We start from the raw sequence: 26,248 nt of genomic DNA on the forward strand, positions 1-26,248 counted from the left end.
AACATTCAAGAATGGGAGAGTCTGGACAATACCCGCTGCCAAACCCCGAGAGCTCTTGATTTCTGTTGACTCATCACCGCAACGACTTTTGGACGAAGCACATCGATCTCCCCCAGTTCCTTCTGGAACCACCGGTCATCCATGCCATAATCCTCAACAATAACTTTTTGATGAGCTGAACTGTTAAGGAGCTTGTTCAGCTTCAACATTCCAATCAGCTGATAGGGCTTCCCCAACCACTGATTATAATTCCAGTATAAAAGCGCCTTTTCGATATCAAGATGTACATCGGAAGTGATCGCCTTGAACTTGATCAAATCAGAAAATCCATCTTCCAACTGTTTCGCAGTCACATCATCAAAAAACTCATCGGCTATCAGATAATGCTCATTCATGGTACGAATCGAATTGGAAACGGTTTGACTGCTTGCGTTCTCACCAGGCATCAATCGAAAGGTAATCAATTCCCGATCGGATATATGGATCGGATAGTGTTTGACCAAACGGATCCACATTTCCAAATCTGGTAACTGACGCAGCCGATTACTGTACATGCCCAGATGATCGTAACAACTCTTGCGAATCAGCATTGTAGGATGGCAGATGCAATTTCCCAATTCGAAGAAACGTCTCAACCAAGCACCCTGCGAACGATTTTCTTGGTCGAATACGTCCGATGCCTTACCCATGGAGTTGCCGTCTTTATCGACAAAACGCGCCCTGCCGAAACAGGCACCAACCTGAGGATTGTCTCGCAGGAACTTGACTTGATAAGCAAGTTTATCGGTATCGCACCAGTAGTCATCCGAATTGATGAGTGCGATAAATTCACCCGATGAACGCCCAATTAGCTCGTTGGTAACAACACCAGCTCCTCGGTTCACTTCATTAGGGAAAAACTTGATCCTCTCATCCTTGATTGAGGCGACCACCTCTCGGGTCGAGTCCGCAGAGCCGTCATCCGAAATCAAGAATTCGAAATCCACATCCACTTGCCCGAGCACGCTTCTGATTGCTTGTTCAACAAAACTGGCGTGATTATAAGTCGCCATGATGACGGATACTGTAGGTTTTTTCATACGGAACGACTCCGTTTAACGACCCTGGCAAGCAGATTCATGACTGCAACGGGAACAAGCAATTTGATAACCATTATAAAAACGGGTGGCATTAAGCTCACAAGTGTCGGAATTACACGAAACACTGGTTTCCCAACGGACTCGGCAACGTGCCCGAGTTGGGAGACTGTAATCAGATGACGTAAATGACTGGAGAGTCGCTCGAAGTCTTCGTGAAAAACATTATCTGTCAACGCATCGTATGCGGGCAGAATGGCCAACTGCGCTTTCAACTTATCGATGTGTGGGGTTTGTGTCCAAACGCCACCGCCGTGAAGACGATAGACAGACATTGGCTCTTCCAAAAATCCAATCAAGCTGGTTTTGGCCAAAACAATGTTGGTAATCCAATCATATGATTTGATATCAAACAACCCTTCGGGGAGTCGACTCAAGGCACTCCGCCTATACATACAGGTTGAAAAATTACCTACAACATTATCGGCTATCAATTCTCTGGCAGAGATAAACCGATGCCCGGCGGAAGCCGGAACTCTAGGTGATAGGTGTGCACGATCCTCTTCATAAACATAATAATTGACAGAGCATACATCCGACTCCCAATGCGCTGTCAGAAAGTCTACCTGGCGTTGCAGCTTGCAGGGACTGATCCAGTAGTCGTCCCCTTCAAGCACCGCCACAAATTCCGAAGTACAAGCTTCAAAACCGCGCTTGTAGTTTTTCGTGATACCTAAATTTTCACTATAGTCCAGGTATTTGAATGTAAAGCGTGGATCAGCGCCTTCATATTCTTGAATAATCGAAAGCGTGCTATCGGAAGATTTATCATCCGCCACGACCAATTCGATCGGCCCATCAAATACCTGTCCAAACAAGGAATTCAGCGCTTGGCGAATATGTTTTTCGTGGTTGTATGCAACCAACAGAACCGATATGCCAACCGCCTCTTTAAGCACTGGTCACCCCTTCTTCTGATTTTGGCTTTTTAGGGATAAAAATTTCCGCTTCGCCATCAATTACCAACTGACCTTTGACAGTGCAGTAAGTTCTGAATGTCACCACTCGCTTACGGGTGCATACTGCTTTTACACAAACAGTGGCTACAACCGTGTCCTGAAGATAAACGGGTGCTTTAAAAACGAGATTCTGCGAAATATAAACACAACCCGGACCTGGCAGCCGCGTTCCAAACATTGCAGAAAAGAAACCAGCCGAAAACAAACCATGCGCAATACGCGCCTTGAATCTCGAGTGTTGTGCGTACTCGTCACTCATGTGGACGGGATTATTATCTCCCGACAATCCGGCATACGCTTTAACATCAGCGTCCGTTACTGTATGAGAATATGAAACCTGCATACCGATTTCAATTTGTTCAATCGCCAACTCAGTCGGGAATAAATGAATTGTTGTCATTTACGCATCGCCTCTCGCGTGAGAGGGCGAGCCGGATTCCCCACGACTGTAATGCCTGGAGGAACACTCTTGGTCACCACAGCGCCCATGCCAACGATCGCACCACGTCCGATGGTCAACGGCCGCGAAGCCTTGCCCTGAATAATAGAAGCCCCCGTACCAATATAGGCGTGATCTTCAATAACAACATTACCATTACATTTGACACCTGGTGCAAACGTAACAAAATCACCAATTACACAATCATGGGCAACATAAGAATAGATGTTCGCATGAAAGTGCTTGCCAATTTTCGCATTTGAAGTGACCGTCACAAATGGCGAAAGCACCGCGCCTTCCGCGATCTCGTTGCCATCAAGGATCACTGCATTTCCAGCGATGACCGAGAACGGTTTTGCCCCCTGACTTTCACAGACGGCAGATATACGCTCCCTCGCGTCGGATGCCCCAATTGCAATACTGAACAGTCTTTCGCCCGACAAGGATAGAAAACGATCTAACGAAATAACGGGATAACCATTAATGGTGTCCTCTCCGATTTCGCCCTCGACAACAAAATATAGTTCCGCGCTATCGCTCGCAAGGAGGTCGTCTACCATAGCCTTGGCGAGGGGGATTACTTCACGGCCATATCCACCAGCGCCGATGATCCCAAAATATTTTTTCATACAGCCTCCTGCAAACCAATACAATTCAATATCTAATCGAGCGCTTGATTATCCGGCATACCATGTCGATTTCTTCACGCGATAGCGTATGGTAAAGCGGCAGGCACATAATACGCCGTGAAACATCTTCCGAGATTGGGGAGCGTTGCTCGTGGACGTAAGGCAATTCAGAAAGCGAAGGGTAAAAATAACGACGAGGATAAATATTGTTCAGATTCAGCTCAGCCATGACGTGCAGGAGCGTCTTCTCATCATCGAATATGACAGGAAAATATGAATGGTTGTAATCAGTATTTTCGGCAATTTTCTGGAATCGAATAGGCAGATCCGTGAGCTCGGACTTGTAGTGCTCGCACAACTCTTTACGAACTTTAAGAATCTCTTCAACATACTTGAGATTCGTCAAGCCCATGGCAGCATGCACCTCGGAATTTTTGCCATTCACGCCTACCCCACCGAACTCTGTGAGCGACGAATGACCAAAATTTCGCATCATTGCCATCTTTTTCAATATTTCAGGATTGGACGTGGTTACAGCGCCCCCTTCTATAGTATGAAAAAGCTTGGTGGCATGAAAACTACAGGTCGCGATATCGCCAAAGGCCAATAGCGAGCGCTTCTTATATTGAGTACCGAACGCGTGAGCAGCATCATAAATAACGCGCAACTGATGTTTTTGTGCAATTTTTTCAATCGCTTCAACATCACATGGATTGCCGAATACATGGGTTGCCAAAATAGCGGAAGTGCGCGACGTAATGGCTTGCTCAATCTTTTCCGGATCGATATTCAGAGTATCTGGGCAAATATCAACCATAACAGGTTCGCAACGCTCCCAGACGATACTGGAAGTAGTAGCAACATAACTAAACGGCGTGGTGATGATTTCACCCTGCAAATCGAGCGCTCGAATTGCAATTTGAAGCGCGATCGTACCATTACTGAGAAACAGCAGATGATCAACGTTAAGCTTTTCCTTGAGTTTTAATTCAAGCTCGTTCACCAACGGCCCATTATTGGTAAACCATTCACGTTCCCAAACCCCTTGTAGATAAGTCTGAAACTCACCAAAGGGAGGGATAAACGGCTTCGTAACTGTAATATTCATGAACGCCCCGACAAGCAAAACGACTACTTAGTTCTGTAAAAATGATTGTATTTCAATACTACGAAGAGCTGAATATCTCTCCAACGAACAAGCCGTGAGCCCTGACAGCTGGAAAATCGACTCCATTTCCGAGGCAAACAGGGCATCTTAAACGCCGACGAGGATGCCGTAAATACCATCGAAGCATACCGCCACCCCGTTGCCTGGCACGATCGAAAGGCCTCAGGGATCAAGGCTGCGCTGCTGATAAATCCAGTCCACAATCTCTCCGTCGGGCGAGTAGCCACTCACCGTTTCCCTGAGAAGCTGGCGAACGCGCGAGTAGTCATCTTCCTCTACGGCAACCAGTAACTCACTCAGGCGTGTCTTCAGCACATCCCACGGCACATGATCCTCATCCGCACTCATGATCATTGGGTGAGGAGTGGCGGAAACATTGTCACCTATCAGTAACTCCTCATAGAGCTTCTCACCCGGACGAAGACCGGTGAACTCGATAGCGATGTCTCCCTGAGGACTTCTATCCGATCGAACGCTCAATCCCGACAAATGGATCATTTTCTCTGCCAGTTCGACAATCCTCACCGGCTCACCCATATCGAGAACGAAAACGTCTCCCCCCTGCCCCATCGAGCCCGCCTGGATAACCAATTGGGCTGCCTCGGGAATTGTCATGAAGTATCGAGTGATCTTCGGATGAGTGACCGTCAAGGGCCCACCCGACTTGATCTGACTGTGAAACAGGGGTATCACGGAGCCTGACGAGCCGAGCACATTGCCAAAACGCACCATCGTGAAACGAGTTTTATTCACCCGCGAGATGTTGCCTTTATCGCCAAACAGCACTGGTGCGACTTCACGACTCAATGCCTGCAAAATCAGTTCCGCGAGGCGCTTTGTACTTCCCATCACATTCGTTGGGCGGACCGCCTTGTCGGTGGAAATCAAAACGAAATTCGAGACCCCCGTTTGCAGCGCCGCCTGCGCAGTATTTAAGGTTCCAATGACGTTATTAAGCACGCCCTCGGCGATGTTATGTTCCACCATCGGTACATGTTTATAAGCCGCTGCGTGATAAACCGTGTCAACTTTCCAGGTCTTCATTACATCCTGAAGTTTATGAGGATGACGGATAGAACCCAGGATCGGAAGCAAGCGAATCGAGATGGACTCACGATCTATTCGACGCTCGAGCTCAGACAAAATACTGTAGAGGTTGAATTCACCATGATCGAACAACAACAGCGCCGTGGGGCCTAATGAAAAAATCTGACGGCAAAGCTCTGAACCGATCGAACCACCGGCCCCCGTCACCATTACAACCTTGCCTTTTATACAATGGGTCAGCAAATCCGCTCGAGCCGGGACGGAATCACGCCCCAGGAGATCAGCAATATCAACCTCCTGAATATCGTCCACTTTCACTCGTCCGCTGGCCAGATCGGTGAAATTTGGAACACTCCTGATATGCAGCGGAAAGCCTTCAAGGAAGTTGAGAATTTCGCGACGACGCGCTCGCGTTGACGAAGGAAGTGCGAGAAGTATTTCCTGGGCCCCCGTCACATCAATCATTTGCTGTATGTGCTTTGGCTTATAAACCTGAAGCCCGGAAATGGACCGGTCCGCAATGCTGGCATCATCATCAATAAAAGCGACCGGCCGCATAACCCGCCCCATGCGCAAAGCAGCGACCAGTTGATTACCAGCAACGCCCGCCCCATAAACAGCAACTTTAGTTAAACCATCATCACGATTTGTAAAGGGCACGTGTTGGGCAGCCGAGAACCAATCCCCCATGAAATACTGGCGCATGCACAGACGCAATCCGCCAATAATCACAAGACTCAACCACCAGTAATTGAAAATTATGGAACGAGGTACCACACTGGCGTGATTGCTGTACCAGTAAACAACCACAGCAAGTATCAGTGACGAAAGGCTTACAGCCTTCACAATTACAATGAGGGCATCATTTCCAAAATACCGCATCACCGCGCGGTACATTCCGATCCGTATGAAAAGTGGAATTGCGACAATTGGCGCACTAACGAAAAGCCACGCATGCACCCGGATCGGGTTGTACATGTCGTCAATGCCCAACCGGACGATGAACGCTAGCCAGAGTGCCAGCCAAACCAGCACAACGTCGGTACCAACCTGTAGCAGACGTTTCTGCCTGCGTGGCAACCCTAGAAGGAATGAACGTAATTTATCCATTGATTCGCTCGATCACCGTTCTGCTCCCTGAAGCTATTAACAACCTCATTGTAGCTCTTTTTTTCGGCGAAATACGACCGCTGAACGGAAGGCGGACAGGCGAAAAACGGGCAGTTGGCAGCGCCTGCCCTGCCACTCGCCACCAAGCCGCCATTGCTGTTAAACTCGCGCAAAGCCCACCCACATTAATTACTGTGACTTGCCTAAACACGTATCCCTCAGATCGTACGCACCTCTCATTTATTAGAGTAGATGCTTTACTTTACCGAGGCGCGAGAGATTTCAATCATGGTAGAACAAATGAAGGATATCTTCCGCTTGGACTCCGACCCATCAGCGATAGCTGAGCACTCGATAGAGAGCAAAAAAGTCGCAATACTTGTTTGCACTTACAATGGAGAGCGATTTCTCAGGGAACAACTGGAATCATTCATTAATCAAACTCATAAAAACTGGTCGATCCATGTCTCGGATGACGGGTCGACAGACGCGACACTGGAGATTCTTGAAGAGTACAAGAAACAACTAGGCGATGAAAAAATCGTCATATTGCAAGGCCCCCGCCAAGGCTTTGCAAAAAATTTTCTGTCATTGATTAAAAATCGAGAAATTGTCGCCGACTACTTCGCATTTAGCGATCAGGACGACATTTGGCTTGAAGACAAACTGAGTCGCAGCATCGCTCAAATACCTCAAACCCCCACCAGCAAGCCCCACCTGTACTGTTCAAGAACAAAGTTGGTCAACACTGATCTTGCGCCACTGGGATTTTCTCCATTATTCAAAAAGCGTCCCTGTTTTGAAAATTCATTGGTTCAAAGTATCGCAGGCGCCAATACAATGATGATTAATAATGCGGCTCGCGACCTAATGTGCCGTATCGCCGATGACGCCTTGGTCGTAGCACATGACTGGCTTGCGTATCTGTTGGTGACCGGGTGTGGCGGCCAAGTTGTCTTTGATCAAAACCCCACACTGCTTTATCGACAGCACGAGGGCAACCTGATTGGAGCGAATGCAACCTACAAGAATCAGGTCAATCGTATCTTGAAAATGCTAAGCGGGCGTTTCAGCGAGTGGAGCACTCAAAACCTGATAGTCCTGAATTCCATCCGAATGGAGCTCACAGAAGACAATAGACGTACCCTTGAGCGCTTCGAAGCCGCCCGCAATAGTGGGTTGCTATCAAGGCTTTATCTGATGAAGAAAAGTGGAGTTCATCGGCAAACACTCAAAGGCAACATCAGCCTGGTTGCCGCCGCGATACTCAATAAAATATAGACACATCCGTAACGCAATAAAACACCCATCAGAAAACATTTTCGGAGTAGTTTTCGCGACTCTTGGTCAGCCTGCTACTCCTGCCTCAAACTTCCATGCCAGCATTGCCAGCGGAACAAACGCTATCAGACAACCCGCCCCGCCCCCAAGCCAACCTGCCCCCACCAGCAATGCAATCGGCAACAACCAAACAAGGTTTATCAATACAACAAGCGAAGTTACCACCAGATGGCTTTGGTATCGACGTGAGGCGTGCTGATAGGCGTGACTCCTATGAGCCTGATATACCTTTTCGCCACGAAGCAGCCTCCTCATCAGAGTCCAGGTCGCATCTACGATGAAAACACCAAGAAGTATTATCCAGCACCAAAAGAACTCAGGTCGAACCCAGGCAGACTCTAACGCTAATGCACCCAGAATGAATCCCAGGAAACCACTGCCGGCGTCCCCCATGAAGATTCGCGCTGGAGGAAAGTTCCAGCACAAGAAACCTGCAACCGCCCCGATCAGGACCAGCGGTCCCCATATCAGGCTTGTAGCATCAAACCACCAGTAAACCAGACACATCCCCAAACACGCACTGATGGCCTCCGCGCTCGCCAAACCATCGATGCCATCCATAAAGTTGTAGAGATTGAGCATCCAAACCAGATAGAACGCGGCCAGTACGCTACCTATCACCGACAGATCGACTCTTTCACCAAACAATTGGATGGGTGCAAGGCCGTTGAGCCAGTACAACGCCCAAGCTGCGGCTATGAAGTGACCGAGGAGCCGCCACTTGGCGTCGATATGCCCGTGATCGTCCGCGAAACCAATGATTGCGACAAGCAGCCCGCCACCCAGCACACCCAGTAACGACGCGCCTTCCAAGTACCCCATCCCACCCAACACAGGGAGTGCCACCGAACAGGCCGCGACAATGGCGACGCCCCCGCCCCGGGGGGTTGGCACAGAATGAGAACTCCGTTCATTCGGGATATCCATCAGGCTTTTGGCCAATGCGTAACGACGCAGTACCAGGGTCAACCCACAGGAGATCGCAAAAACTACACCCAACAACCACCAGACAATCATCTGTTTTTTAAATCCCGGTAATAATCTGCAGTTTGGCGGAGCGCCTTCTCGACAGAGACAGGCGGAACCCAGCCGAGTACATGCCTGGTTTTACTGATATCGACTTGCAACGAGGCACACAGGCGCTGGGCAACACCTTGCTTTCCAAAACATGACGCCACAGCCTTCAGCAGCCACACCGGCAACGGCAAGAGCCGTGCTTTTTTACCAAGAGCATTTGCCATGTTTTCGAGCAATTGGGTGGTGGACATATCTGCGTCATCACTGACAAGAAAGGTTTGCCCGGCCGCCGCAGGATGGTCAATGCAAGTGACGAGCAGGTCCACAAGATTACCAATTGCTACCAGACTTCGCCGATTACCAATCGCCCCGAAGGGCAGCACCACTCCCCTGTCGAGCCAGCGCATCATGCTCAGGAAGTTCGCCTTGACACCTGGTCCATACACAAGCGGCGGGCGAATAATGACCACCTCCATCCCTGTCTCCCGAGCGATGTCTCTCAGCGCTATCTCCGCCTCCATCTTCGAGATACCGTAAGGATCCATCGGCTGATGTTTCAAATCCGCATCAAACGGTTTGCCTGGCTCTGTTGACTCACCATTGACTTTAATCGAGCTGATAAAAATGAAGCGCTTTACTCCGGCAGCCGCAGCACTTCGTGCAAGCCTGACAGTACCGTCGACATTGATACGTCGAAACTCGGCAAGGGCATCAACTGCCTCGTCATTCATTACATGAACGCGAGCTGCGGCGTGAACAACCACCTCAACACCCATCATTGAAGTGATCGTGACTGCCCCACCCAAGTCGAAGGGCACGACCTGACAAAGGCCGTCCAGTCGCGTTCTGCCACGTGAAGCGGCTACTGGAGTGTACCGGCGATCAAGAAGCAGCCTGTAAACAACAGCCTCCCCGACAAACCCACTCGCCCCCGTCACCAGTACTCGCGAGACGCTCATTTTGTTTTTCTTCCAATAACAGCGGTTGCCAAACATATAAAAAAGAAAAATATCTTGTCACGAAACCTGCGCCGACACTTACAAGCATTTAAAGATAACGCAAGTAACTCTTTTCGACCTAACTTGAACCACTGACTAACAAATAGCACCTCTGACACTCCCACAAGACTCGCTATCAACTTGACTTGGGAGAACCACCAACCATCGTGAATAGTTTTATAACGAGCAATCAGCGGATTGAGGCCTGTATTGGCCCCAACCTGATTCCGCTCGTGTTGCCGGTACTGCATTGAGGAATAAGGATCGATTAGCCATTTATAGCCATGACTGCGCGAAAAAGCATAGCAGTACCAATCATGCAAACTGACATCCTGAACAGCCTGCCAGTTTTCAACAATCGAGGTCTTTAACACTTCAGCCAAATGATGGCTAAAGACATATGTGCAACCTGGCCCCGCCGCCTCAAACAAATAGTCCCACTCAACCTGAGCCTGAGCTTTATCAAGAAGGTGCGTTCTTCCGTCCGACCAGAATGCCGTCACATTACTGGAGTAGGCATCAACATCTTGTCCGCATAACATTTCGGTTGCTCTCTTCAGCTTATCCGAATGCCACACGTCATCTTGGTCAGCGAACGCAATGAAGTCATAAACTTCAAAGCTTACGTCGCGCATCAAACGAAAAAAATTCCGGGAAGCACCACCAAAACGCCCCACCGCCGGTAGCACGGTTACATTTGAGTGTAGGGCCGCGAAAGACTCGCACCACGCCTCAGTACCATCGTTGGAGGTATCGATGCTGATATGGATACTGACGTCTACGCCAGACTGGCAGAGGATCGAAGCCAACTGCTCTTCGATCCACTGCATACCGTTGTAGGCAGCCAGCAAAACTGCAACCTTGGGTTGTTTTAATGGCATGCCATTCCTGCTTGCAACTAATAATCACGGAAGGGAGCATTGCTCCCTGATCAACGTGAAGGTGAATCCAGCAGTTTCTGCAGGTACTGGCCGTAGCCGGTCTTTTTCAATGCGTCAGCCTGACTGGCAAGCTGCTGTGCTGTAATCCAGCCATTGTTGTACGCAATTTCTTCGAGGCAAGCGACTTTCAATCCTTGGCGCTTCTCGATGGTGTGCACGAAGTGACTGGCCTCCAGCAAAGAATCATGAGTCCCGGTGTCCAGCCACGCGAACCCGCGCCCAAGCATTTCTACATTGAGGGCTTTCTTCTCCAGGTAAGCACGATTGACATCTGTAATCTCCAACTCACCACGCTCTGAAGGCTTGATGTTTTTGGCAATCTCGACAACATCATTGTCGTAGAAGTACAGGCCGGTCACCGCATAGTTGGATTTTGGTTTCAGCGGTTTCTCTTCAATACTTAGCGCCCGACCGGTTTTGTCGAATTCAACAACACCAAAGCGCTCCGGATCGGAGACGTGGTAGCCGAATACAGTAGCGCCATGCTGTTGAGTGCTGGCTGATCGCAAATTATCAGAAAAATGCTGACCATAGAAAATGTTGTCACCAAGGATCAAACAACAAGGATTCTTACCAATAAACTCCTCACCAATGATAAACGCCTGAGCGAGGCCGTCCGGACTGGGCTGTTCGGCATAGGTCAACTTGACCCCATACTGACTGCCATCGCCCAGCAGCTTACGGAAACACGGCAAGTCTTCAGGAGTCGAAATGATCAGAATTTCCTGCATACCCGCCAGCATCAGCACCGACAACGGGTAGAAAATCATCGGCTTATCGTAGATCGGCAACATCTGTTTGGAGACGCCCAGAGTTAGCGGATGCAGGCGTGTACCCGAACCGCCAGCGAGGATGATGCCTTTACGATTTGTCGTGGTCATTTGTTTAGAACTTCCCTAAGCATTCGATTTACACCACTTTGCCAATCCGGCAAGTGTAAAGAAAAATTTTCGCGTAACTTCTGAGTATTTAGACGCGAGTTCAGCGGTCGTTGGGCAGGTGTCGGGTAAGCAGTCGTGTCGATTGGATTGACTGCTGTTACGGCAAGTTGCTCGCCATTGGCCTGGGCGAATGCAATCACATGGCTTGCATAGCCGTGCCAAGACACTTCACCACTGGCTGCCAGGTGATACAAACCTGAAAGTTCGGGCTGCTGCAGCGCCTGCCGAATAGCCAGAGCGGTAACATCAGCTATCAAATCAGCCCCTGTCGGGGCTCCGATCTGATCTGCAATAACATTCAGCGTATCCCTGTCTTTCGCCAGACGCAGCATCGTCTTGGCAAAGTTGTTGCCGCGCGCACCGTAGACCCAGCTCGTGCGGAAGATCAAATGCCTGCAGCCCGATGCATGGATTGCTCGCTCACCTGCCAGCTTGCTCGCACCGTACTGATTCACCGGGCCGACAGCATCCGTCTCCAGCCACGGCACAGAACCGCTACCACTGAAGACGTAGTCGGTTGAATAGTGAACCAGCCAGGCATTGAGAGCGGCTGCCTCTTCGGCAAGCATCTGGACCGCCTGGCCATTCACAAGGAAGGCCAGCTTGGTGTCTGATTCAGCCTTGTCGACTGCGGTGTAGGCCGCTGCGTTGACGATGACATCAGGCTTGATCTGCCGGATCGTCGCGCGTAAAGCATCTAGATCGGACAAGTCGCCGCACAACCCGTCAACAGACTCACGATCCAGTGCAATCAGCTCACCTAAAGGTTCGAGGGAGCGCTGCAGCTCCCAACCTACCTGTCCATTCTTACCCAGCAGAAGGATTTTCATGCCTTGTTCGAGCGATCCGCGTAATTTTGGTCGATCCACTGCTGATAGCTGCCGCTCTTCACGTGGGCGACCCATTCAGCGTTATTGAGGTACCACTCGACGGTCTTGCGAATACCGGTTTCGAAGGTTTCCTCAGGAGCCCAGCCCAGCTCACGCTGAATTTTGCTGGCATCAATGGCGTAACGCTGGTCGTGCCCAGGACGATCCTGAACATAAGTAATCAGACTCGCATGGGGGCGATAAGCGGAGTCAGGACACAGCTCGTCTAGCAGCGCGCAAAGGGTGTGCACTACTTCGATGTTCTGTTTCTCGTTATGGCCGCCGATATTGTAAGTCTCACCGACAACACCCTCAGTCACCACCTTGTAGAGTGCCCGGGCATGATCTTCGACGTAGAGCCAGTCGCGAACCTGATTACCCTTGCCATAAACCGGCAATGGCTTGCCTTCCAATGCATTAAGAATGATCAGGGGTATCAATTTCTCGGGAAAGTGGCATGGCCCGTAATTGTTAGAACAGTTGGTGACCAGGGTCGGCAGGCCATAAGTGCGGGCCCAAGCGCGAACCAAATGATCTGAGCTAGCCTTGCTGGCCGAATAGGGTGAGCTTGGCTGATATGGGGTTGTTTCGGTGAAAAGGTCTTCCGGACCGTCAAGGTCTCCGTAAACCTCATCAGTCGAAATATGATGGAATCGGAAGCTGGCCTTGCGCACTTCATCCAGCGAGGCCCAATACTGGCGCGCCGCCTCCAACAGGGTGTAGGTGCCAATGATGTTGGTCTGGATAAATTCAGACGGCCCGGATATCGAGCGATCAACGTGGGATTCTGCGGCCAGGTGCATGATGGCATCCGGTTGATGTTCACGCAGCACGCGATCAATCTGATCACGGTCACAGATGTCGACACGTTCGAACACGTAACGTGAGTTCTGGCTGACTTCCGCCAAAGACTCAAGATTACCGGCATAAGTCAGCTTATCGACGTTAACGACAGAATCAGACGTGCCGCAAATGATGTGCCGAATGACTGCCGAGCCGATAAATCCGGCACCGCCGGTTACTAGAATTTTCACGCGAGACCATACCTTTGAGTTACTGACAGAGCCGCCTTCCGAACACTGTCTAATCCATGAATACAAAAGCCATAAAACTTGAGGCCTCTGTTAGCACTGTTCCGACTTGACGTTGGAAAATGCCATTATCGAACAAGGCGAGCATTTTACAGTTTAATGAACGGTTTACTAATGGATATAGACAAGCAGTGGCGCAAATTCGACAGTTATCTCCTGCTCGTCGCAATCAGACAAGTCACTTGCGCGAAGCCCTGAAAGATCGCCCTAGGAACCAGCTTAGCAGCGGGCCGACTACCATGCCGATCAATAGCGCGAGAACCATCATCAGAGAGACCGGCAACTCCGGCCCGGCCCAGCCTAGAAACAGCAGTGACACCGACTGCTGGTTTTCGAGTACGAAGGCCAGGATCGCCAGCACCAGCAACAGTATGAAGATACCAAGAAGCACTCTTTTTAAATTACGCATGAGCGACTCCTTGAGGAGCGACGACAGTCAAAGGACTTCCTCTTCATCCTCGTTTACACGATCACGCAATTCTTTTCCCGGCTTGAAATGCGGAACGAACTTGCCGTCGAGGCTGACGGACTGACCGGTTTTTGGATTGCGACCCACACGCGGCGCACGGTAGTGCAGGGAGAAGCTGCCAAAACCACGGATCTCGATACGATCCCCCGTGGCCAGACATTGGGACATTTGCTCAAGCATGGTCTTGATAGCCAGCTCCACATCTTTTGATGAGAGCAGCCCTTGATGGGTGACAATTCGTTCGATCAACTCCGACTTCGTCATATTTTTCCCTTCTTTTTCAAGCAGCTAGATCAGCGCTTCAAAGGTTTTAGCACGCCCGGATGATTTTGAACAGTCCGAGTTTTAACATCCCCTCACCCACTACAAATTCCCGATTTCAGGGCATTGCCACACTTACACGCCGTCGCACGCTCATCTGCAGATGACCAGCATGGTGCGAGTCAGATAACCCGCCGGATTGAAGCCAAAGGGAAACTCATCTTCTTCCTTGACATCATCGGACCTGGCCACAACCTTATAGCCTGCTGCCTTGCACTCCTTGGCCGCTCGCTTATGACACTTGTCCCACCCCGAGCCCAATCCCGAACAATCAATCTCAATACCACTGACCCCACGCACAGCGTGAGTCTTGGCGTTAGTCGTACAACCCGCCAATGTCAGAATTGCTATTGCGACAATAAGCTTGTTCATTCACTTCCTTATGCCGGGCACTCTGCCCGACTGTCGTTCGACTCAGTCTAAAGACTAGCTGCAAATAAACGATTGATCCGATTAAAGAAAGAGACAGCTGTTGGCCACATTGGTTTCCCCCCGACCCACACCGCCATCACTCCTGTTAAATTCCAGGCACAAAAAAGGGCGACCGAAGTCGCCCTTTTTTTACAGAAAGTCAGAACTTAGTTCTGTTTTTCCGCTTGTGCAGCACGCAGCAGGTCACCCAGAGTGGTGGCTACTGGAGCATCCGTAGCTACTGGCTTGTCGCGCAGGCTCTGGATAGCTTCTTTCTCGTCTTCAACGTCTTTCGACTTGATCGAGAGCTGGATTACGCGGCTCTTACGATCAACGCTGATGATCTTGGCTTCTACTTCTTCGCCTTCTTTCAGAACGTTGCGCGCGTCTTCAACGCGGTCACGGCTGATTTCGGAGGCTTTCAGAGTCGCTTCGATATCGTCGGCCAGAGTGATGATGGCGCCCTTGGCGTCAACTTCTTTCACGATGCCCTTAACGATTGCGCCTTTGTCGTTCTCTTGAACGTACTCGGAGAACGGATCGCTTTCCAGCTGCTTGATACCCAGGGAGATGCGCTCGCGCTCTGGATCAACCGACAGGATAACGGTGTCCAGCTCGTCGCCTTTCTTGAAGCGGCGTACGGCTTCTTCGCCCACTTCGTTCCAGGAGATGTCGGACAGGTGAACCAGGCCGTCGATGCCGCCGTCCAGACCAATGAAGATACCGAAATCGGTGATCGACTTGATGGTGCCGGAGATTTTATCGCCCTTGTTGAACTGGCCAGAGAAATCTTCCCATGGGTTAGATTTGCACTGCTTGATGCCCAGGGAGATACGACGACGCTCTTCGTCGATGTCCAGAACCATAACTTCCACTTCGTCGCCGACTTGTACGACTTTCGAAGGGTGGATGTTCTTGTTGGTCCAGTCCATTTCGGAAACGTGTACCAGACCTTCAACGCCTTCTTCCAGCTCAGCGAAGCAGCCGTAGTCGGTCAGGTTGGTTACACGAGCGGTGACGCGAGTGCTTTCTGGGTAACGGGCTTTGATAGCAACCCATGGATCTTCGCCCAGTTGCTTGAGGCCCAGGGAAACACGATTGCGCTCGCGATCGTATTTCAGAACCTTGACATCGATCTCGTCGCCAACGTTGACGATTTCGGAAGGATGCTTGATACGCTTCCAAGCCATGTCGGTAATGTGCAGCAGGCCATCGACGCCACCCAGATCGACGAATGCGCCGTAGTCGGTGAGGTTCTTGACGATACCTTTGACTTGCTGGCCTTCCTGCAGGGATTCCAGCAGAGCTTCACGCTCGGCGGAGTTCTCGGCTTCGAGGACGCTGCGACGGGAAACGACAACGTTGTTGCGCTTCTGGTCCAGCTTGATGACCTTGAATTCCAGCTCTTTGCCTTCCAGGTGCGTGGTGTCGCGCACTGGACGGACGTCAACCAGAGAACCTGGCAGGAACGCACGGATGCCGTTAACGTCGACTGTGAAGCCGCCTTTAACCTTACCGTTGATAACGCCCTTGACCACTTCTTCGGCTGCGAAGGCTGCTTCCAGAACAATCCAGCATTCAGCGCGCTTGGCTTTTTCACGGGACAGCTTGGTTTCACCAAAGCCGTCTTCAACCGAGTCCAGAGCAACGTGAACTTCGTCACCGACGTTGATGTTCAGTTCGCCAGCGTCGTTGTAGAACTGCTCAAGCGGGATGAGTGCTTCAGACTTCAGGCCAGCGTGAACGGTTACCCAGCGAGCTTGGTAATCGATATCAACGATAACACCGGTGATGATGGAGCCTGCCTGAAGGTTCAGGGTTTTTAGGCTTTCTTCAAAGAGTTCCGCAAAGCTTTCGCTCATTTTAATTCCTGTTGATGAGGGCGAAGAATACGCCCATCTCCACACCCCAGACGATGTGGGTTAGTTTCATTTAAAAGAAGCGCCGCAGGACTATGACTGGTCCCCCGCGGCCTTCTTGGTCACCCGGCGATATCGCGAATGGCGATTTCGCTCATGATGCGTTCCAGCACCTGATCGATGGACAATTCCGTGGAATCCAGCTGAATGGCGTCAGCCGCCGGCTTGAGCGGGGCTACCGCTCGCTGGGTGTCACGCTCATCGCGTGCACGTATCTCATCTAGCAGACTCGACAGACTAACACCATCGACTTTGCCCTTCAACTGCAAGTATCGACGGCGCGCACGCTCCTCGGCACTGGCGGTCAGGAAAATCTTCAGCGGTGCATCCGGAAATACCACCGTACCCATGTCTCGACCGTCGGCCACCAGACCCGGCGCTTCCAGGAATGCGCGCTGGCGCTGCAACAATGCTTCGCGAACCGCGGGCAATGCAGCCACCTGGGAGGCACCGGAACCGACGCTCTCCGTACGGATCACATCGCTGACTTCGTCACCTTCCAGAATGATGCGCTGCAACTGACCGTCGGTCGCCGCAATGAATTGCACATCCAGATGAGCGGCGAGTTTTTTCAGCAATTCTTCATTAGTCAGGTCGACGCCGTGGTTATGCGCAGCGAAGGCCAGCAAACGGTACAACGCACCGGAATCCAGCAGATTCCAGCCAAGGCGTTTGGCCAGTATCCCAGCGACGGTGCCTTTTCCGGAGCCGCTAGGCCCATCAATGGTGATGACCGGTGCAATGCTGTTCACGACTGGGCCTCTTGGGCAACGCGGATGCCGACCTGTGCACACAGCGCGAGGAAGTTGGGGAACGACGTCGCGACGTTGGCGCAATCATGGATGCGGATGGGCGCACTGGCACGCAGCGAGGCAACACTGAAGGCCATGGCAATCCGGTGATCGCCGTGACCGTGCACTTCGCCGCCGCCGATCTGGCCGCCATCGATGATGATGCCGTCCGGGGTCGGTTCGCATTTGACACCCAGCGCCAGCAAGCCATCGGCCATGACCTGAATACGGTCCGACTCCTTCACCCGTAGCTCTTCGGCGCCGCGCAGCACGGTGCGCCCTTCAGCGCAGGCGGCCGCCACGAAGAGCACCGGAAATTCGTCGATGGCCAATGGAACCAGCGCTTCCGGAATCTCGATACCTTTGAGTTTAGCTGCACGTACGCGCAGGTCAGCTACTGGCTCGCCGCCCACTTCACGCTGGTTTTCCAGGGTGATGTCGGCGCCCATCAAACGCAGGATGTCGATCACGCCGGTACGGGTCGGATTGATGCCGACATGCTCGAGCACCAGCTCGGAACCTTCGGCGATCGAAGCCGCCACCAGGAAAAACGCCGACGACGAGATATCACCGGGTACTTCGATGTGGGTGGCGGTCAGCTTGTTGCCGGATTCGACCGATGCAGTCGCGCCATTTACGGTCACCGGATAGCCGAAACCACGCAGCATGCGCTCGGTGTGGTCACGGGTCGGAGCAGGCTCGGTAACGGTGGTCTTGCCTTCTGCGTACAGACCCGCCAGCAGCAGACAGGACTTCACCTGAGCACTGGCCATCGGCATGGTGTAAGTCAGGCCTTTAAGTTTGTGACCACCACGAATGATCATCGGTGGGCGACCTTCAGCGGCGGTCTCGATCACGGCGCCCATTTCACGCAGCGGATTGGCCACGCGATTCATCGGACGCTTGGACAGCGAGGCGTCGCCGGTCAGGGTGCTGTCGAAATCTTGCGCGGCCAGCAGGCCGGATAGCAGGCGCATCGAAGTACCGGAGTTACCCAGATAGATCGGACCAGGCGCCGGCTTCAGACCATGCAGGCCGACGCCGTGAATGGTCACGCGGCCGTGGTGCGGCCCCTCGATCACGACACCCATGTCACGGAAAGCCTGAAGGGTCGCCAGGGCGTCTTCGCCCTCGAGGAAACCTTCCACTTCGGTCACGCCTTCGGCCAGGGAGCCCAGCATGATCGAACGGTGGGAAATCGATTTGTCACCTGGTACGCGAATCCGACCGGACAGGCGGCCACCAGGTTGAGCCAGGAAAATCAGATCGTTGGAATTCATAGCGTCCACATAGGCCCGACGGGCCAGGATTTTACTGAAATGCTCGCGGGCAACCCGGGCGCGAGTGAATACGCCCAACAATTGGTGCCCATCCCCTGCATCGACCGCGTCGCGCAAGGCGTCGAGGTCGCTGCGAAATGTATCGAGTGTGCGCAGGACAGCTTCCCGGTTGGCGAGGAAGATGTCGTGCCACATGACCGGGTCGCTCCCGGCGATTCTTGTGAAATCGCGGAAACCGCCCGCAGCGTAGCGGAAGATCTCAAGATTTTCATTGCGCTTGGCTAACGAGTCGACCAAACCGAATGCCAGCAAATGCGGCAGATGACTGGTCGCCGCCAACACTTCGTCGTGGCGCTCGACCTGCATGTGCTCGACATCGGCACCCAATTCCCGCCACAAACGGTCGACCACCGCCAACGCTGCCGGATCGGTCTGATCCAGCGGCGTCAGAATCACCTTGTGGCGTCGAAACAGCTCGGCATTGGAGGCTTCCACCCCGCTCTGCTCGGAACCGGCTATCGGATGCCCCGGAACGAAACGCGGCGGCATACCGCCAAATGCTTCGGTCGCGGCTCGCACCACATTGCCCTTGGCGCTGCCGACGTCGGTCAGGATCGCCGACCCCAGCTTCATCTCAGCCAGTCGGGCGAGCAGTTTTTCCATGGCGAGGATCGGCACCGCCAACTGAATAACGTCCGCGCCCTGGCAGGCCAGTGCCAGGTCATCTTCGCAACGATCCACCACACCCAACTCAACCGCCAGCTTGCGCGATTGTGGGTCGAGATCGACGCCGACCACTTCTCGGCACAGGCCGCTTTCACGCAAGCCCTTGGCAAACGAACCGCCGATCAACCCCAGGCCGACCACCACCAGGCGCCCGATCACAGGTTCAGCAGATGGCCGTGCAGTGACATCAACCACGAGCCAGAACCTTGGCCAGCGCCTCGAGGAAGCGGCTGTTTTCAGCCGGCAGACCGATGGTGACGCGCAAGTGATTCGGCATGCCGTAGTTAGCCACCGGACGCACGATCACACCTTCACGCAGCAACCCCTGGAAAACCGGGGCCGCCACTCGACCGAGATCAACACAAATGAAATTGCCCTTGGAGGGAATCCAGCTCAGCCCCAGATCGCGGAAGCCCACTTCCAGCTGCTGCATGCCGGTCTCATTGAGTCGACGACTTTCGGCCAGGTATTCGGTGTCTTGCAGGGCGGCGCAAGCGGCAGCCAGAGCCAGGCTGTTGACGTTGAACGGCTGGCGCACACGGTTCAGCACATCGGCGACCACCGCGGTGGACAAGCCATAACCTACGCGCAGCGCCGCCAGGCCATAGGCCTTGGAAAAAGTCCGCGAAACCAGCAGGTTCGGGTAAGCCGCCAGGAAATCCAGGCCGTCCGGCAGATCGCTGCCTTCGGCGTACTCGATGTAGGCCTCGTCCAGCACGACCAGCACGTGTTCCGGCACGTCCTGCAGGAATTCGTCCAGCGCTTCGGTGTCGAACCAGGTTCCGGTCGGGTTGTTCGGGTTGGCGATGAACACCACGCGGGTGTTGGCGTCGATCGCTGCCAACATGGCCGGCAGATCATGCCCCCAGTCTTTGGCCGGAATCACTTTGGCCTGGGCGCCGACAGCCTGGGTCACGATCGGATAGACCGCAAACGCGTGCTCGCTGAACACCGCATTCAGGCCCGGCGCCAGGTAAGCGCGCGCGACCAGCTCCAGAATGTCATTGGAGCCGTTGCCCAGGGTCACTTGACTCAGCTCGACGCGGCACTGCTCGGCCAGCAGGGTCTTGAGCGCGAAACCGTTGCCGTCCGGGTAGCGGGTCAGCTCCGCGAGCGCATCGCGGATGGCTGCCAGCGCCTTGGGGCTGGCGCCCAGCGGGTTTTCGTTGCTTGCCAGTTTGACGATACTGGCCGGATCGAGGTCCAGCTCGCGCGCCAGTTCGTCCACGGGCTTGCCCGGAACGTAAGGCGAAAGTTGTTGCACGCCCGGCTGCGCCAGAGCTAGGAAATCACCACTCATTTGCTACCGCCCTTAGAGAACTGCTTTCGGGTAGGAACCCAGCACTTTGAGTGCCACTGCTTCCTGACTGATCTTTTCCAGCACACCTTTGATCAGCGGATCACGGTGGTGGCCGACGAAGTCGATGAAGAACACATAGGTCCATTTGCCACTGCGCGACGGACGGGTCTCGATTCGCGTCAGGTCGATGCCATTGTCGTGGAATGGCACCAGCAACTCGTGAAGTGCGCCAGGCTTGTTGCTCATGGAGACGATGATCGAGGTCTTGTCGTCGCCAGTCGGCGGCACTTCCTGGTTGCCGATCATGAGGAACCGCGTGGAGTTATCCGGACGGTCTTCGATTTTCTCGGCCAGTCGGGTCAGCCCATACAGGCCGGCCGCCATGTCACCGGCAATCGCCGCCGAGTTCCACTCGCCCTTGACCCGCTTGGCCGCCTCGGCGTTGCTGGACACCGCCACGCGTTCGACATTCGGGTAATGGGCGTCCAGCCACTTGCGGCACTGGGCCAGGGACTGAGCGTGGGAGTAGATGCGACTGATGCTGTCGGTCTTGGTGTTCTCACCGACCAACAGGTGATGGTGGATGCGCAGCTCGACTTCGCCGCAGATCACCATGTCGTGTTCAAGGAAGCTGTCCAGCGTGTGGTTGACCGCGCCTTCGGTGGAGTTCTCCACCGGGACCACGCCAAAGTTCACCGCACCGGCCGCCACTTCCCGGAACACTTCATCGATCGCCGCCATCGGCTTGCTGATCACGGCATGGCCGAAGTGCTTCATGGCGGCCGCCTGGGTGAAGGTACCTTCAGGGCCGAGATAGGCCACTTTCAGCGGCTGCTCGAGGGCCAGGCACGAAGACATGATTTCGCGGAACAACCGCGCCATCTCTTCGTTACCCAGCGGCCCCTGGTTACGCTCCATGACACGCTTGAGCACCTGAGCTTCGCGCTCAGGACGATAGAACACCGGCACTTCGCCTTCGGCCAGCGAGGCCATCTTTACTCGCGCGACTTCCTGGGCGCAGCGCGCACGCTCACTGATCAACTCCAGGACCTTTTCGTCCAGGGCATCAATGCGCAGGCGCAGTGCCTTGAGTTCTTGCTCAGACATTAGCCGTGTTCCTTCTCGAACTCTGCCATGTACGAAACCAGCGCATTGATCGCGTTGATGTCGACGGCGTTATAGATGGAGGCGCGCATGCCGCCCACGGAGCGGTGCCCCTTGAGGTTCAACAGACCACGCTCGTCGGCGCCAGCCAGGAACGGCTTGTCGAGACGGTCGTCCGCCAGGCGGAACGGCACGTTCATCCAGGAACGGTCCGACTTGTTGATCGGGTTGCTGTACAGGCCGCTGGCATCGATGAACTCGTACAGCGTGCGCTGCTTCACTTCGTTGAGCTTGCCGATGGCTTCGACACCGCCCTGCTCTTTCAGCCACTCGAACACCAGGCCGGACAGGTACCAGGCCAGGGTTGGCGGGGTGTTGTACATCGAACCGTTATCAGCCGCGACCTTGTAGTCGAGCATGGTCGGGCACAGGGAACGGGCGCGACCCAGCAGGTCTTCGCGAACGATGTTCACCACGATGCCGCTCGGGCCGATGTTTTTCTGGGCACCGGCGTAGATCATGCCGAAGCGCGAGACGTCGATCGGACGGGAAAGAATGTCCGAGGACATGTCGGCCACCAGCGGAACATCACCGGTTTCCGGAACCCACTGGAACTCCAGACCGCCAATGGTTTCGTTCGGCGCGTAGTGAACGTAGGCCGCGTCTTTCGACAGCTTCCACTCGTTCTGCCCGGGAATGGCGAAATAGTCGTAAGGCTTGGCGGTAGCGGCAACATTGACGTGGCCGTAGCGCGAAGCTTCTTCGATGGCTTTCTGCGACCAGATACCGGTATCGATATAGTCGGCAGAGCCGCTTTCCGGCAACAGGTTCAGAGGAATCTGAGCAAATTGCTGGCTGGCGCCACCTTGCAGAAACAGCACTTTATAGTTCGAGGGGATATCCAGCAGATCACGCAGATCCTGCTCGGCTTTGGTGGCAATGGACACGAACTCATCACTGCGATGACTCATCTCCATGACCGACAGGCCCTTGCCGTGCCAATCGAGAAGTTCACCCTGGGCGCGCTGCAGGACAGCTTCGGGAAGCGCCGCAGGACCGGCACAGAAGTTATAGGCTCTCTTGCTCACATCCAATCTCGCTCTGATTTGGTGGTATCACGCAATAAATCACATTGTCAGCCAACACCGGGTCCCTGCTGAAACAGATGTGTGGGAGCGAGCCTGTTCGCGATTGCATCACCGCGATACTTCAGACGTACCGTGGCGCCTGCATTGCGAGCAGGCTCGCTCCCACAAGGGATCTCCAGAGGTGTCGATATTTCATTACGGACAAACAACAAGGGGGCGAATTTTCATCCGCCCCCTGCTTACCCGCTTACTCTTGAGGTTCTTCGTCAGCGGCGGCGTCGAGTTGCTGGTCTTCGACAACGTCGTCGATCACGACCTCACCGTCGAACTCCGCACCCTCTTCACCTTCCAGCTCTTCACCCTCGACCTCCGACGGTTCCTGAACCCGCTCCAGACCAACCAGGGTTTCATCCTTGGCCAGTTTGATCAGGGTTACGCCCTGGGTGTTACGACCCAGGCTGGAGACTTCGTCGACACGGGTACGTACCAGGGTGCCCTGGTCGGAAATCAGCATGATCTCCTCGCCATCGAGCACCTGAACCGCACCGACCAGACGGCCGTTACGCTCGTTGCTGACCATGGCGATAACGCCCTGGCCGCCACGCTTGTACTCAGGGAACTCGGTGATCGCCGTACGCTTGCCGAAACCACGCTCGGAAGCGGTGAGGATCTGGCTGCCTTCTTCCGGGATCAGCATGGAAATCAGCTTCTGGCCTTCCGGCAGGCGCATGCCGCGCACGCCGCGGGCGGTACGGCCCATGGCGCGAACGTCGGATTCCTTGAAGCGAGTCACCTTGCCGCCATCGGAGAACAGCATGACTTCACGTTCGCCATCGGTAATCGCTGCGGAAATCAGCACGTCGCCCTCATCCAGCTCCAGGGCGATCAAGCCGACGCTGCGTTGACGGCTGAAGGATTCCAGCGGGGTCTTCTTCACGGTGCCGTTTGCGGTAGCCATGAAGATGTAGTGACCTTCGGTGTACTCCTCGACCGGCAGCATGGTGGTGATGTATTCACCGTCATCCAGCGGCAGCAGGTTGACCAGCGGACGACCACGGGCAGCACGGGACGCCTCGGGGATTTCGTAGGTCTTGAGCCAGTACACCTTGCCCTTGCTGGAGAACAGCAGCAGCGTGGTGTGACTGTTGGCAACCAGCAGGTGAGCGATGTAGTCCTCATCCTTGACGCCAGTCGCCGACTTGCCTTTACCGCCACGACGCTGGGCCTGGTACGCAGCCAGCGGCTGGGTCTTGGCATAGCCACCGTGGGAAATGGTCACGACGCGCTCTTCTTCCGGGATCATGTCACCCAGGGTCAGGTCGAGACGGGCATCCAGAATCTCGGTGCGACGCACATCGCCGTATTCGGCGCGGATCACTTCCAGTTCTTCGCGGATCACTTCCATCAAGCGCGTGGCGCTGTTGAGGATGCGGATCAGCTCGCCGATCTGGTTGAGGATCTCTTGATACTCGGCCAGCAGCTTTTCGTGTTCCAGACCGGTCAGACGGTGCAGACGCAGTTCCAGAATGGCTTGCGCCTGTTCTGGCGACAGGAAGTACTTGCCATCGCGCAGACCGTATTGCGGATCGAGGTTTTCCGGACGGCACGAATCGGCGCCGGCACGCTCGACCATCGCGACCACGGCAGAGGATTCCCAAGGGGTGCTGACCAGCGCTTCCTTGGCTTCCGACGGGGTTGGCGAGGCCTTGATCAGGGCGATGACCGGGTCGATGTTCGACAGGGCAACCGCTTGACCTTCAAGGATGTGACCACGCTCGCGCGCCTTGCGCAGTTCGAACACGGTGCGGCGGGTAACCACTTCGCGACGGTGACGGACGAAGGCTTCCAGCAGGTCCTTGAGGTTCAGGATCCGTGGGCGACCGTCGATCAGCGCAACGATGTTGATGCCGAACACCGCTTGCAGCTGGGTCTGGGCGTAGAGGTTATTGAGAATCACCTCCGGCACTTCGCCGCGACGCAACTCGATCACGACGCGCATACCATCCTTGTCGGACTCGTCGCGCAGCTCGGTGATGCCTTCGAGCTTCTTCTCTTTCACCAGCTCGGCGATCTTCTCGATCAGACGGGCCTTGTTCAGCTGGTATGGGAGTTCGGTGATGACGATCTGCTGACGGCCACCGACCTTGTCGATGTCTTCGATCATCGAGCGGGCGCGCATGTAAATGCGGCCGCGACCGGTGCGGTAGGCTTCGATGATGCCGGCGCGACCGTTGATGATCGCTGCCGTCGGGAAGTCCGGACCGGGAATGTATTGCATCAACTCATCGACGGTCAGCTCAGGATTGTCGATGAGGGCCAGGCAACCGTCGATGACTTCACCGAGGTTGTGCGGCGGAATGTTGGTCGCCATGCCCACGGCAATACCGCTGGAGCCGTTGACCAGCAGGTTGGGAATACGGGTCGGCATGACCGCCGGGATCATTTCGGTGCCGTCGTAGTTCGGCACCCAGTCCACGGTTTCTTTATGCAGGTCGGCCAGCAGCTCGTGCGCCAGCTTGGTCATGCGCACTTCGGTGTATCGCATGGCCGCGGCGTTGTCGCCGTCCACCGAACCGAAGTTGCCCTGGCCGTCTACCAGCAGGTAGCGCAAGGAGAATGGCTGCGCCATCCGAACGATGGTGTCGTACACCGCGGTATCACCGTGCGGGTGATACTTACCGATCACGTCACCGACAACACGGGCAGATTTCTTGTACGGCTTGTTGAAGTCGTTGCCCAGCTCGCTCATCGCGAACAGCACGCGCCGGTGCACGGGCTTCAAGCCATCGCGCGCATCCGGCAGTGCCCGCCCGACAATTACGCTCATCGCGTAGTCGAGGTAGGACTGCTTCAGCTCGTCTTCGATATTGACCGGGAGGATTTCTTTGGCCAGTTCGCCCATGAGAAGCCTGATTCCTTTTTCTGGTGAAACTTCGTCACATCCATATGGGACGAACGAAGCTCGCCGCTGCAGGCTCATTGCCATGCACCGACTTACGACAAATCAACGAGTTATGCCATGGATCTGCGCAGTAAAGGTCGCCCCTTGGGGCAGCCCTGGAAACCGCCGGATGTTATCACAAGAGCCGCCACGCACCTATCCCCCAGATGCGCATGGAGCATAGTTAGTTGACCGGTGACAGGCTTGAAGGA

Annotated in this window: 23 protein-coding genes; 1 reads left to right on the top strand and 22 read right to left on the bottom strand. The window is 54.1% G+C overall.

Going from position 1 to position 26,248, the window contains the following annotated elements; genetic code table 11:
- Positions 1–5: 5 nt before the first annotated feature.
- The 6 genes from AC1Q6D_RS15070 to AC1Q6D_RS15095 all read right to left on the bottom strand — a co-directional run bounded on the left by AC1Q6D_RS15070 (position 6) and on the right by AC1Q6D_RS15095 (position 6,488).
- Positions 6–1,079 carry a glycosyltransferase gene (locus AC1Q6D_RS15070; RefSeq protein WP_047527108.1) on the bottom strand — a complete coding sequence of 358 codons (1,074 nt, stop codon included), beginning with the start codon at positions 1,077–1,079 and terminating at the stop codon, positions 6–8.
- Positions 1,076–2,035: a glycosyltransferase family 2 protein gene (locus AC1Q6D_RS15075; protein WP_103405289.1), complete on the bottom strand. Its 960-nt coding sequence runs from the start codon at positions 2,033–2,035 to the stop codon at positions 1,076–1,078. Before AC1Q6D_RS15075 ends, AC1Q6D_RS15070 begins: the two co-directional genes overlap by 4 nt.
- Entirely contained in the window at positions 2,028–2,495 is a 468-nt protein-coding gene (locus AC1Q6D_RS15080) for a MaoC family dehydratase (RefSeq protein ID WP_103405288.1), read from the bottom strand. Before AC1Q6D_RS15080 ends, AC1Q6D_RS15075 begins: the two co-directional genes overlap by 8 nt.
- A complete protein-coding gene (locus AC1Q6D_RS15085) occupies positions 2,492–3,163 on the bottom strand; it encodes an acetyltransferase (RefSeq protein ID WP_047527106.1) in 672 nt (223 codons plus the stop codon). Before AC1Q6D_RS15085 ends, AC1Q6D_RS15080 begins: the two co-directional genes overlap by 4 nt.
- 25 nt (positions 3,164–3,188) lie before the next feature.
- Positions 3,189–4,271, bottom strand: a complete 1,083-nt coding sequence (locus tag AC1Q6D_RS15090; protein WP_103405341.1) for a DegT/DnrJ/EryC1/StrS family aminotransferase — start codon at positions 4,269–4,271, stop codon at positions 3,189–3,191.
- Positions 4,272–4,493: 222 nt separating this feature from the next.
- The gene (locus AC1Q6D_RS15095) at positions 4,494–6,488 is read right to left on the bottom strand and encodes a polysaccharide biosynthesis protein (protein WP_103405287.1); all 1,995 of its coding nucleotides are present in this window, start codon (positions 6,486–6,488) and stop codon (positions 4,494–4,496) included.
- Positions 6,489–6,788: 300 nt separating this feature from the next.
- On the opposite strand from AC1Q6D_RS15095, the gene AC1Q6D_RS15100 reads away from it, so the two are divergent.
- Complete coding sequence (locus tag AC1Q6D_RS15100) at positions 6,789–7,769, top strand: glycosyltransferase family 2 protein (protein ID WP_081998001.1); 981 nt, start codon at positions 6,789–6,791, stop codon at positions 7,767–7,769.
- A gap of 66 nt (positions 7,770–7,835) precedes the next feature.
- Here AC1Q6D_RS15100 and AC1Q6D_RS15105 read toward each other — a convergent pair whose 3' ends face one another.
- The 16 genes from AC1Q6D_RS15105 to gyrA form a co-directional block, all read right to left on the bottom strand.
- Positions 7,836–8,846 (bottom strand): MraY family glycosyltransferase, encoded by a 1,011-nt coding sequence (locus tag AC1Q6D_RS15105; RefSeq protein ID WP_492618474.1) that lies wholly within the window; start codon positions 8,844–8,846, stop codon positions 7,836–7,838.
- Entirely contained in the window at positions 8,843–9,805 is a 963-nt protein-coding gene (locus tag AC1Q6D_RS15110) for a UDP-glucose 4-epimerase family protein (RefSeq protein WP_103405713.1), read from the bottom strand. Before AC1Q6D_RS15110 ends, AC1Q6D_RS15105 begins: the two co-directional genes overlap by 4 nt.
- Positions 9,802–10,725 (bottom strand): glycosyltransferase, encoded by a 924-nt coding sequence (locus AC1Q6D_RS15115; RefSeq protein ID WP_103405714.1) that lies wholly within the window; start codon positions 10,723–10,725, stop codon positions 9,802–9,804. Before AC1Q6D_RS15115 ends, AC1Q6D_RS15110 begins: the two co-directional genes overlap by 4 nt.
- 50 nt (positions 10,726–10,775) lie before the next feature.
- A complete protein-coding gene (gene rfbA / locus AC1Q6D_RS15120) occupies positions 10,776–11,666 on the bottom strand; it encodes a glucose-1-phosphate thymidylyltransferase RfbA (RefSeq protein ID WP_103405715.1) in 891 nt (296 codons plus the stop codon).
- Complete coding sequence (gene rfbD / locus AC1Q6D_RS15125) at positions 11,663–12,556, bottom strand: dTDP-4-dehydrorhamnose reductase (protein WP_103405716.1); 894 nt, start codon at positions 12,554–12,556, stop codon at positions 11,663–11,665. The genes rfbA and rfbD overlap by 4 nt, the downstream gene beginning before the upstream one ends.
- Entirely contained in the window at positions 12,553–13,629 is a 1,077-nt protein-coding gene (rfbB, locus tag AC1Q6D_RS15130) for a dTDP-glucose 4,6-dehydratase (protein WP_047527097.1), read from the bottom strand. Before rfbB ends, rfbD begins: the two co-directional genes overlap by 4 nt.
- Before the next feature lie 235 nt (positions 13,630–13,864).
- Positions 13,865–14,095 carry a LapA family protein gene (locus AC1Q6D_RS15135; protein ID WP_103405717.1) on the bottom strand — a complete coding sequence of 77 codons (231 nt, stop codon included), beginning with the start codon at positions 14,093–14,095 and terminating at the stop codon, positions 13,865–13,867.
- A 27-nt stretch (positions 14,096–14,122) separates the two neighbouring features.
- Entirely contained in the window at positions 14,123–14,419 is a 297-nt protein-coding gene (ihfB, locus tag AC1Q6D_RS15140) for an integration host factor subunit beta (RefSeq protein WP_033055808.1), read from the bottom strand.
- A gap of 150 nt (positions 14,420–14,569) precedes the next feature.
- Entirely contained in the window at positions 14,570–14,848 is a 279-nt protein-coding gene (locus AC1Q6D_RS15145; RefSeq protein ID WP_103405718.1) for a hypothetical protein, read from the bottom strand.
- Between the two features lie 206 nt (positions 14,849–15,054).
- Entirely contained in the window at positions 15,055–16,749 is a 1,695-nt protein-coding gene (gene rpsA, locus AC1Q6D_RS15150) for a 30S ribosomal protein S1 (RefSeq protein ID WP_047527094.1), read from the bottom strand.
- 119 nt (positions 16,750–16,868) lie between these two features.
- On the bottom strand, positions 16,869–17,558 hold the full coding sequence (cmk, locus tag AC1Q6D_RS15155; protein ID WP_047527093.1) for a (d)CMP kinase: 690 nt from the start codon (positions 17,556–17,558) through the stop codon (positions 16,869–16,871).
- Entirely contained in the window at positions 17,555–19,762 is a 2,208-nt protein-coding gene (locus AC1Q6D_RS15160; protein ID WP_047538394.1) for a bifunctional prephenate dehydrogenase/3-phosphoshikimate 1-carboxyvinyltransferase, read from the bottom strand. Before AC1Q6D_RS15160 ends, cmk begins: the two co-directional genes overlap by 4 nt.
- Positions 19,763–19,790: 28 nt before the next feature.
- Positions 19,791–20,903, bottom strand: coding sequence for a histidinol-phosphate transaminase (gene hisC / locus AC1Q6D_RS15165; protein ID WP_103405719.1), 1,113 nt, complete (start codon positions 20,901–20,903; stop codon positions 19,791–19,793).
- A 12-nt stretch (positions 20,904–20,915) separates the two neighbouring features.
- The gene (gene pheA, locus AC1Q6D_RS15170) at positions 20,916–22,010 is read right to left on the bottom strand and encodes a prephenate dehydratase (protein ID WP_047527090.1); all 1,095 of its coding nucleotides are present in this window, start codon (positions 22,008–22,010) and stop codon (positions 20,916–20,918) included.
- Positions 22,010–23,095: a 3-phosphoserine/phosphohydroxythreonine transaminase gene (gene serC / locus AC1Q6D_RS15175; RefSeq protein WP_103405720.1), complete on the bottom strand. Its 1,086-nt coding sequence runs from the start codon at positions 23,093–23,095 to the stop codon at positions 22,010–22,012. The genes pheA and serC overlap by 1 nt, the downstream gene beginning before the upstream one ends.
- A gap of 247 nt (positions 23,096–23,342) precedes the next feature.
- A complete protein-coding gene (gyrA, locus tag AC1Q6D_RS15180; RefSeq protein ID WP_047527089.1) occupies positions 23,343–25,997 on the bottom strand; it encodes a DNA gyrase subunit A in 2,655 nt (884 codons plus the stop codon).
- Positions 25,998–26,248: the final 251 nt, after the last annotated feature.

The sequence above is a fragment of the Pseudomonas sp. MT92 genome (assembly GCF_058792515.1).

Coding starts and splice junctions, on each gene's coding strand:
- AC1Q6D_RS15070 (WP_047527108.1), bottom strand. CDS start 1,079: ATGAAAAAACCTACAGTATCCGTCATCATGGCGACTTATAATCACGCC.
- AC1Q6D_RS15080 (WP_103405288.1), bottom strand. CDS start 2,495: ATGACAACAATTCATTTATTCCCGACTGAGTTGGCGATTGAACAAATT.
- AC1Q6D_RS15085 (WP_047527106.1), bottom strand. CDS start 3,163: ATGAAAAAATATTTTGGGATCATCGGCGCTGGTGGATATGGCCGTGAA.
- AC1Q6D_RS15090 (WP_103405341.1), bottom strand. CDS start 4,271: ATGAATATTACAGTTACGAAGCCGTTTATCCCTCCCTTTGGTGAGTTT.
- AC1Q6D_RS15095 (WP_103405287.1), bottom strand. CDS start 6,488: ATGGATAAATTACGTTCATTCCTTCTAGGGTTGCCACGCAGGCAGAAA.
- AC1Q6D_RS15100 (WP_081998001.1), top strand. CDS start 6,789: ATGAAGGATATCTTCCGCTTGGACTCCGACCCATCAGCGATAGCTGAG.
- AC1Q6D_RS15105 (WP_492618474.1), bottom strand. CDS start 8,846: ATGATTGTCTGGTGGTTGTTGGGTGTAGTTTTTGCGATCTCCTGTGGG.
- AC1Q6D_RS15110 (WP_103405713.1), bottom strand. CDS start 9,805: ATGAGCGTCTCGCGAGTACTGGTGACGGGGGCGAGTGGGTTTGTCGGG.
- AC1Q6D_RS15115 (WP_103405714.1), bottom strand. CDS start 10,725: ATGCCATTAAAACAACCCAAGGTTGCAGTTTTGCTGGCTGCCTACAAC.
- rfbA (WP_103405715.1), bottom strand. CDS start 11,666: ATGACCACGACAAATCGTAAAGGCATCATCCTCGCTGGCGGTTCGGGT.
- rfbD (WP_103405716.1), bottom strand. CDS start 12,556: ATGAAAATCCTTCTGCTGGGTAAGAATGGACAGGTAGGTTGGGAGCTG.
- AC1Q6D_RS15135 (WP_103405717.1), bottom strand. CDS start 14,095: ATGCGTAATTTAAAAAGAGTGCTTCTTGGTATCTTCATACTGTTGCTG.
- ihfB (WP_033055808.1), bottom strand. CDS start 14,419: ATGACGAAGTCGGAGTTGATCGAACGAATTGTCACCCATCAAGGGCTG.
- AC1Q6D_RS15145 (WP_103405718.1), bottom strand. CDS start 14,848: ATGAACAAGCTTATTGTCGCAATAGCAATTCTGACATTGGCGGGTTGT.
- rpsA (WP_047527094.1), bottom strand. CDS start 16,749: ATGAGCGAAAGCTTTGCGGAACTCTTTGAAGAAAGCCTAAAAACCCTG.
- hisC (WP_103405719.1), bottom strand. CDS start 20,903: ATGAGTGGTGATTTCCTAGCTCTGGCGCAGCCGGGCGTGCAACAACTT.
- pheA (WP_047527090.1), bottom strand. CDS start 22,010: ATGTCTGAGCAAGAACTCAAGGCACTGCGCCTGCGCATTGATGCCCTG.
- gyrA (WP_047527089.1), bottom strand. CDS start 25,997: ATGGGCGAACTGGCCAAAGAAATCCTCCCGGTCAATATCGAAGACGAG.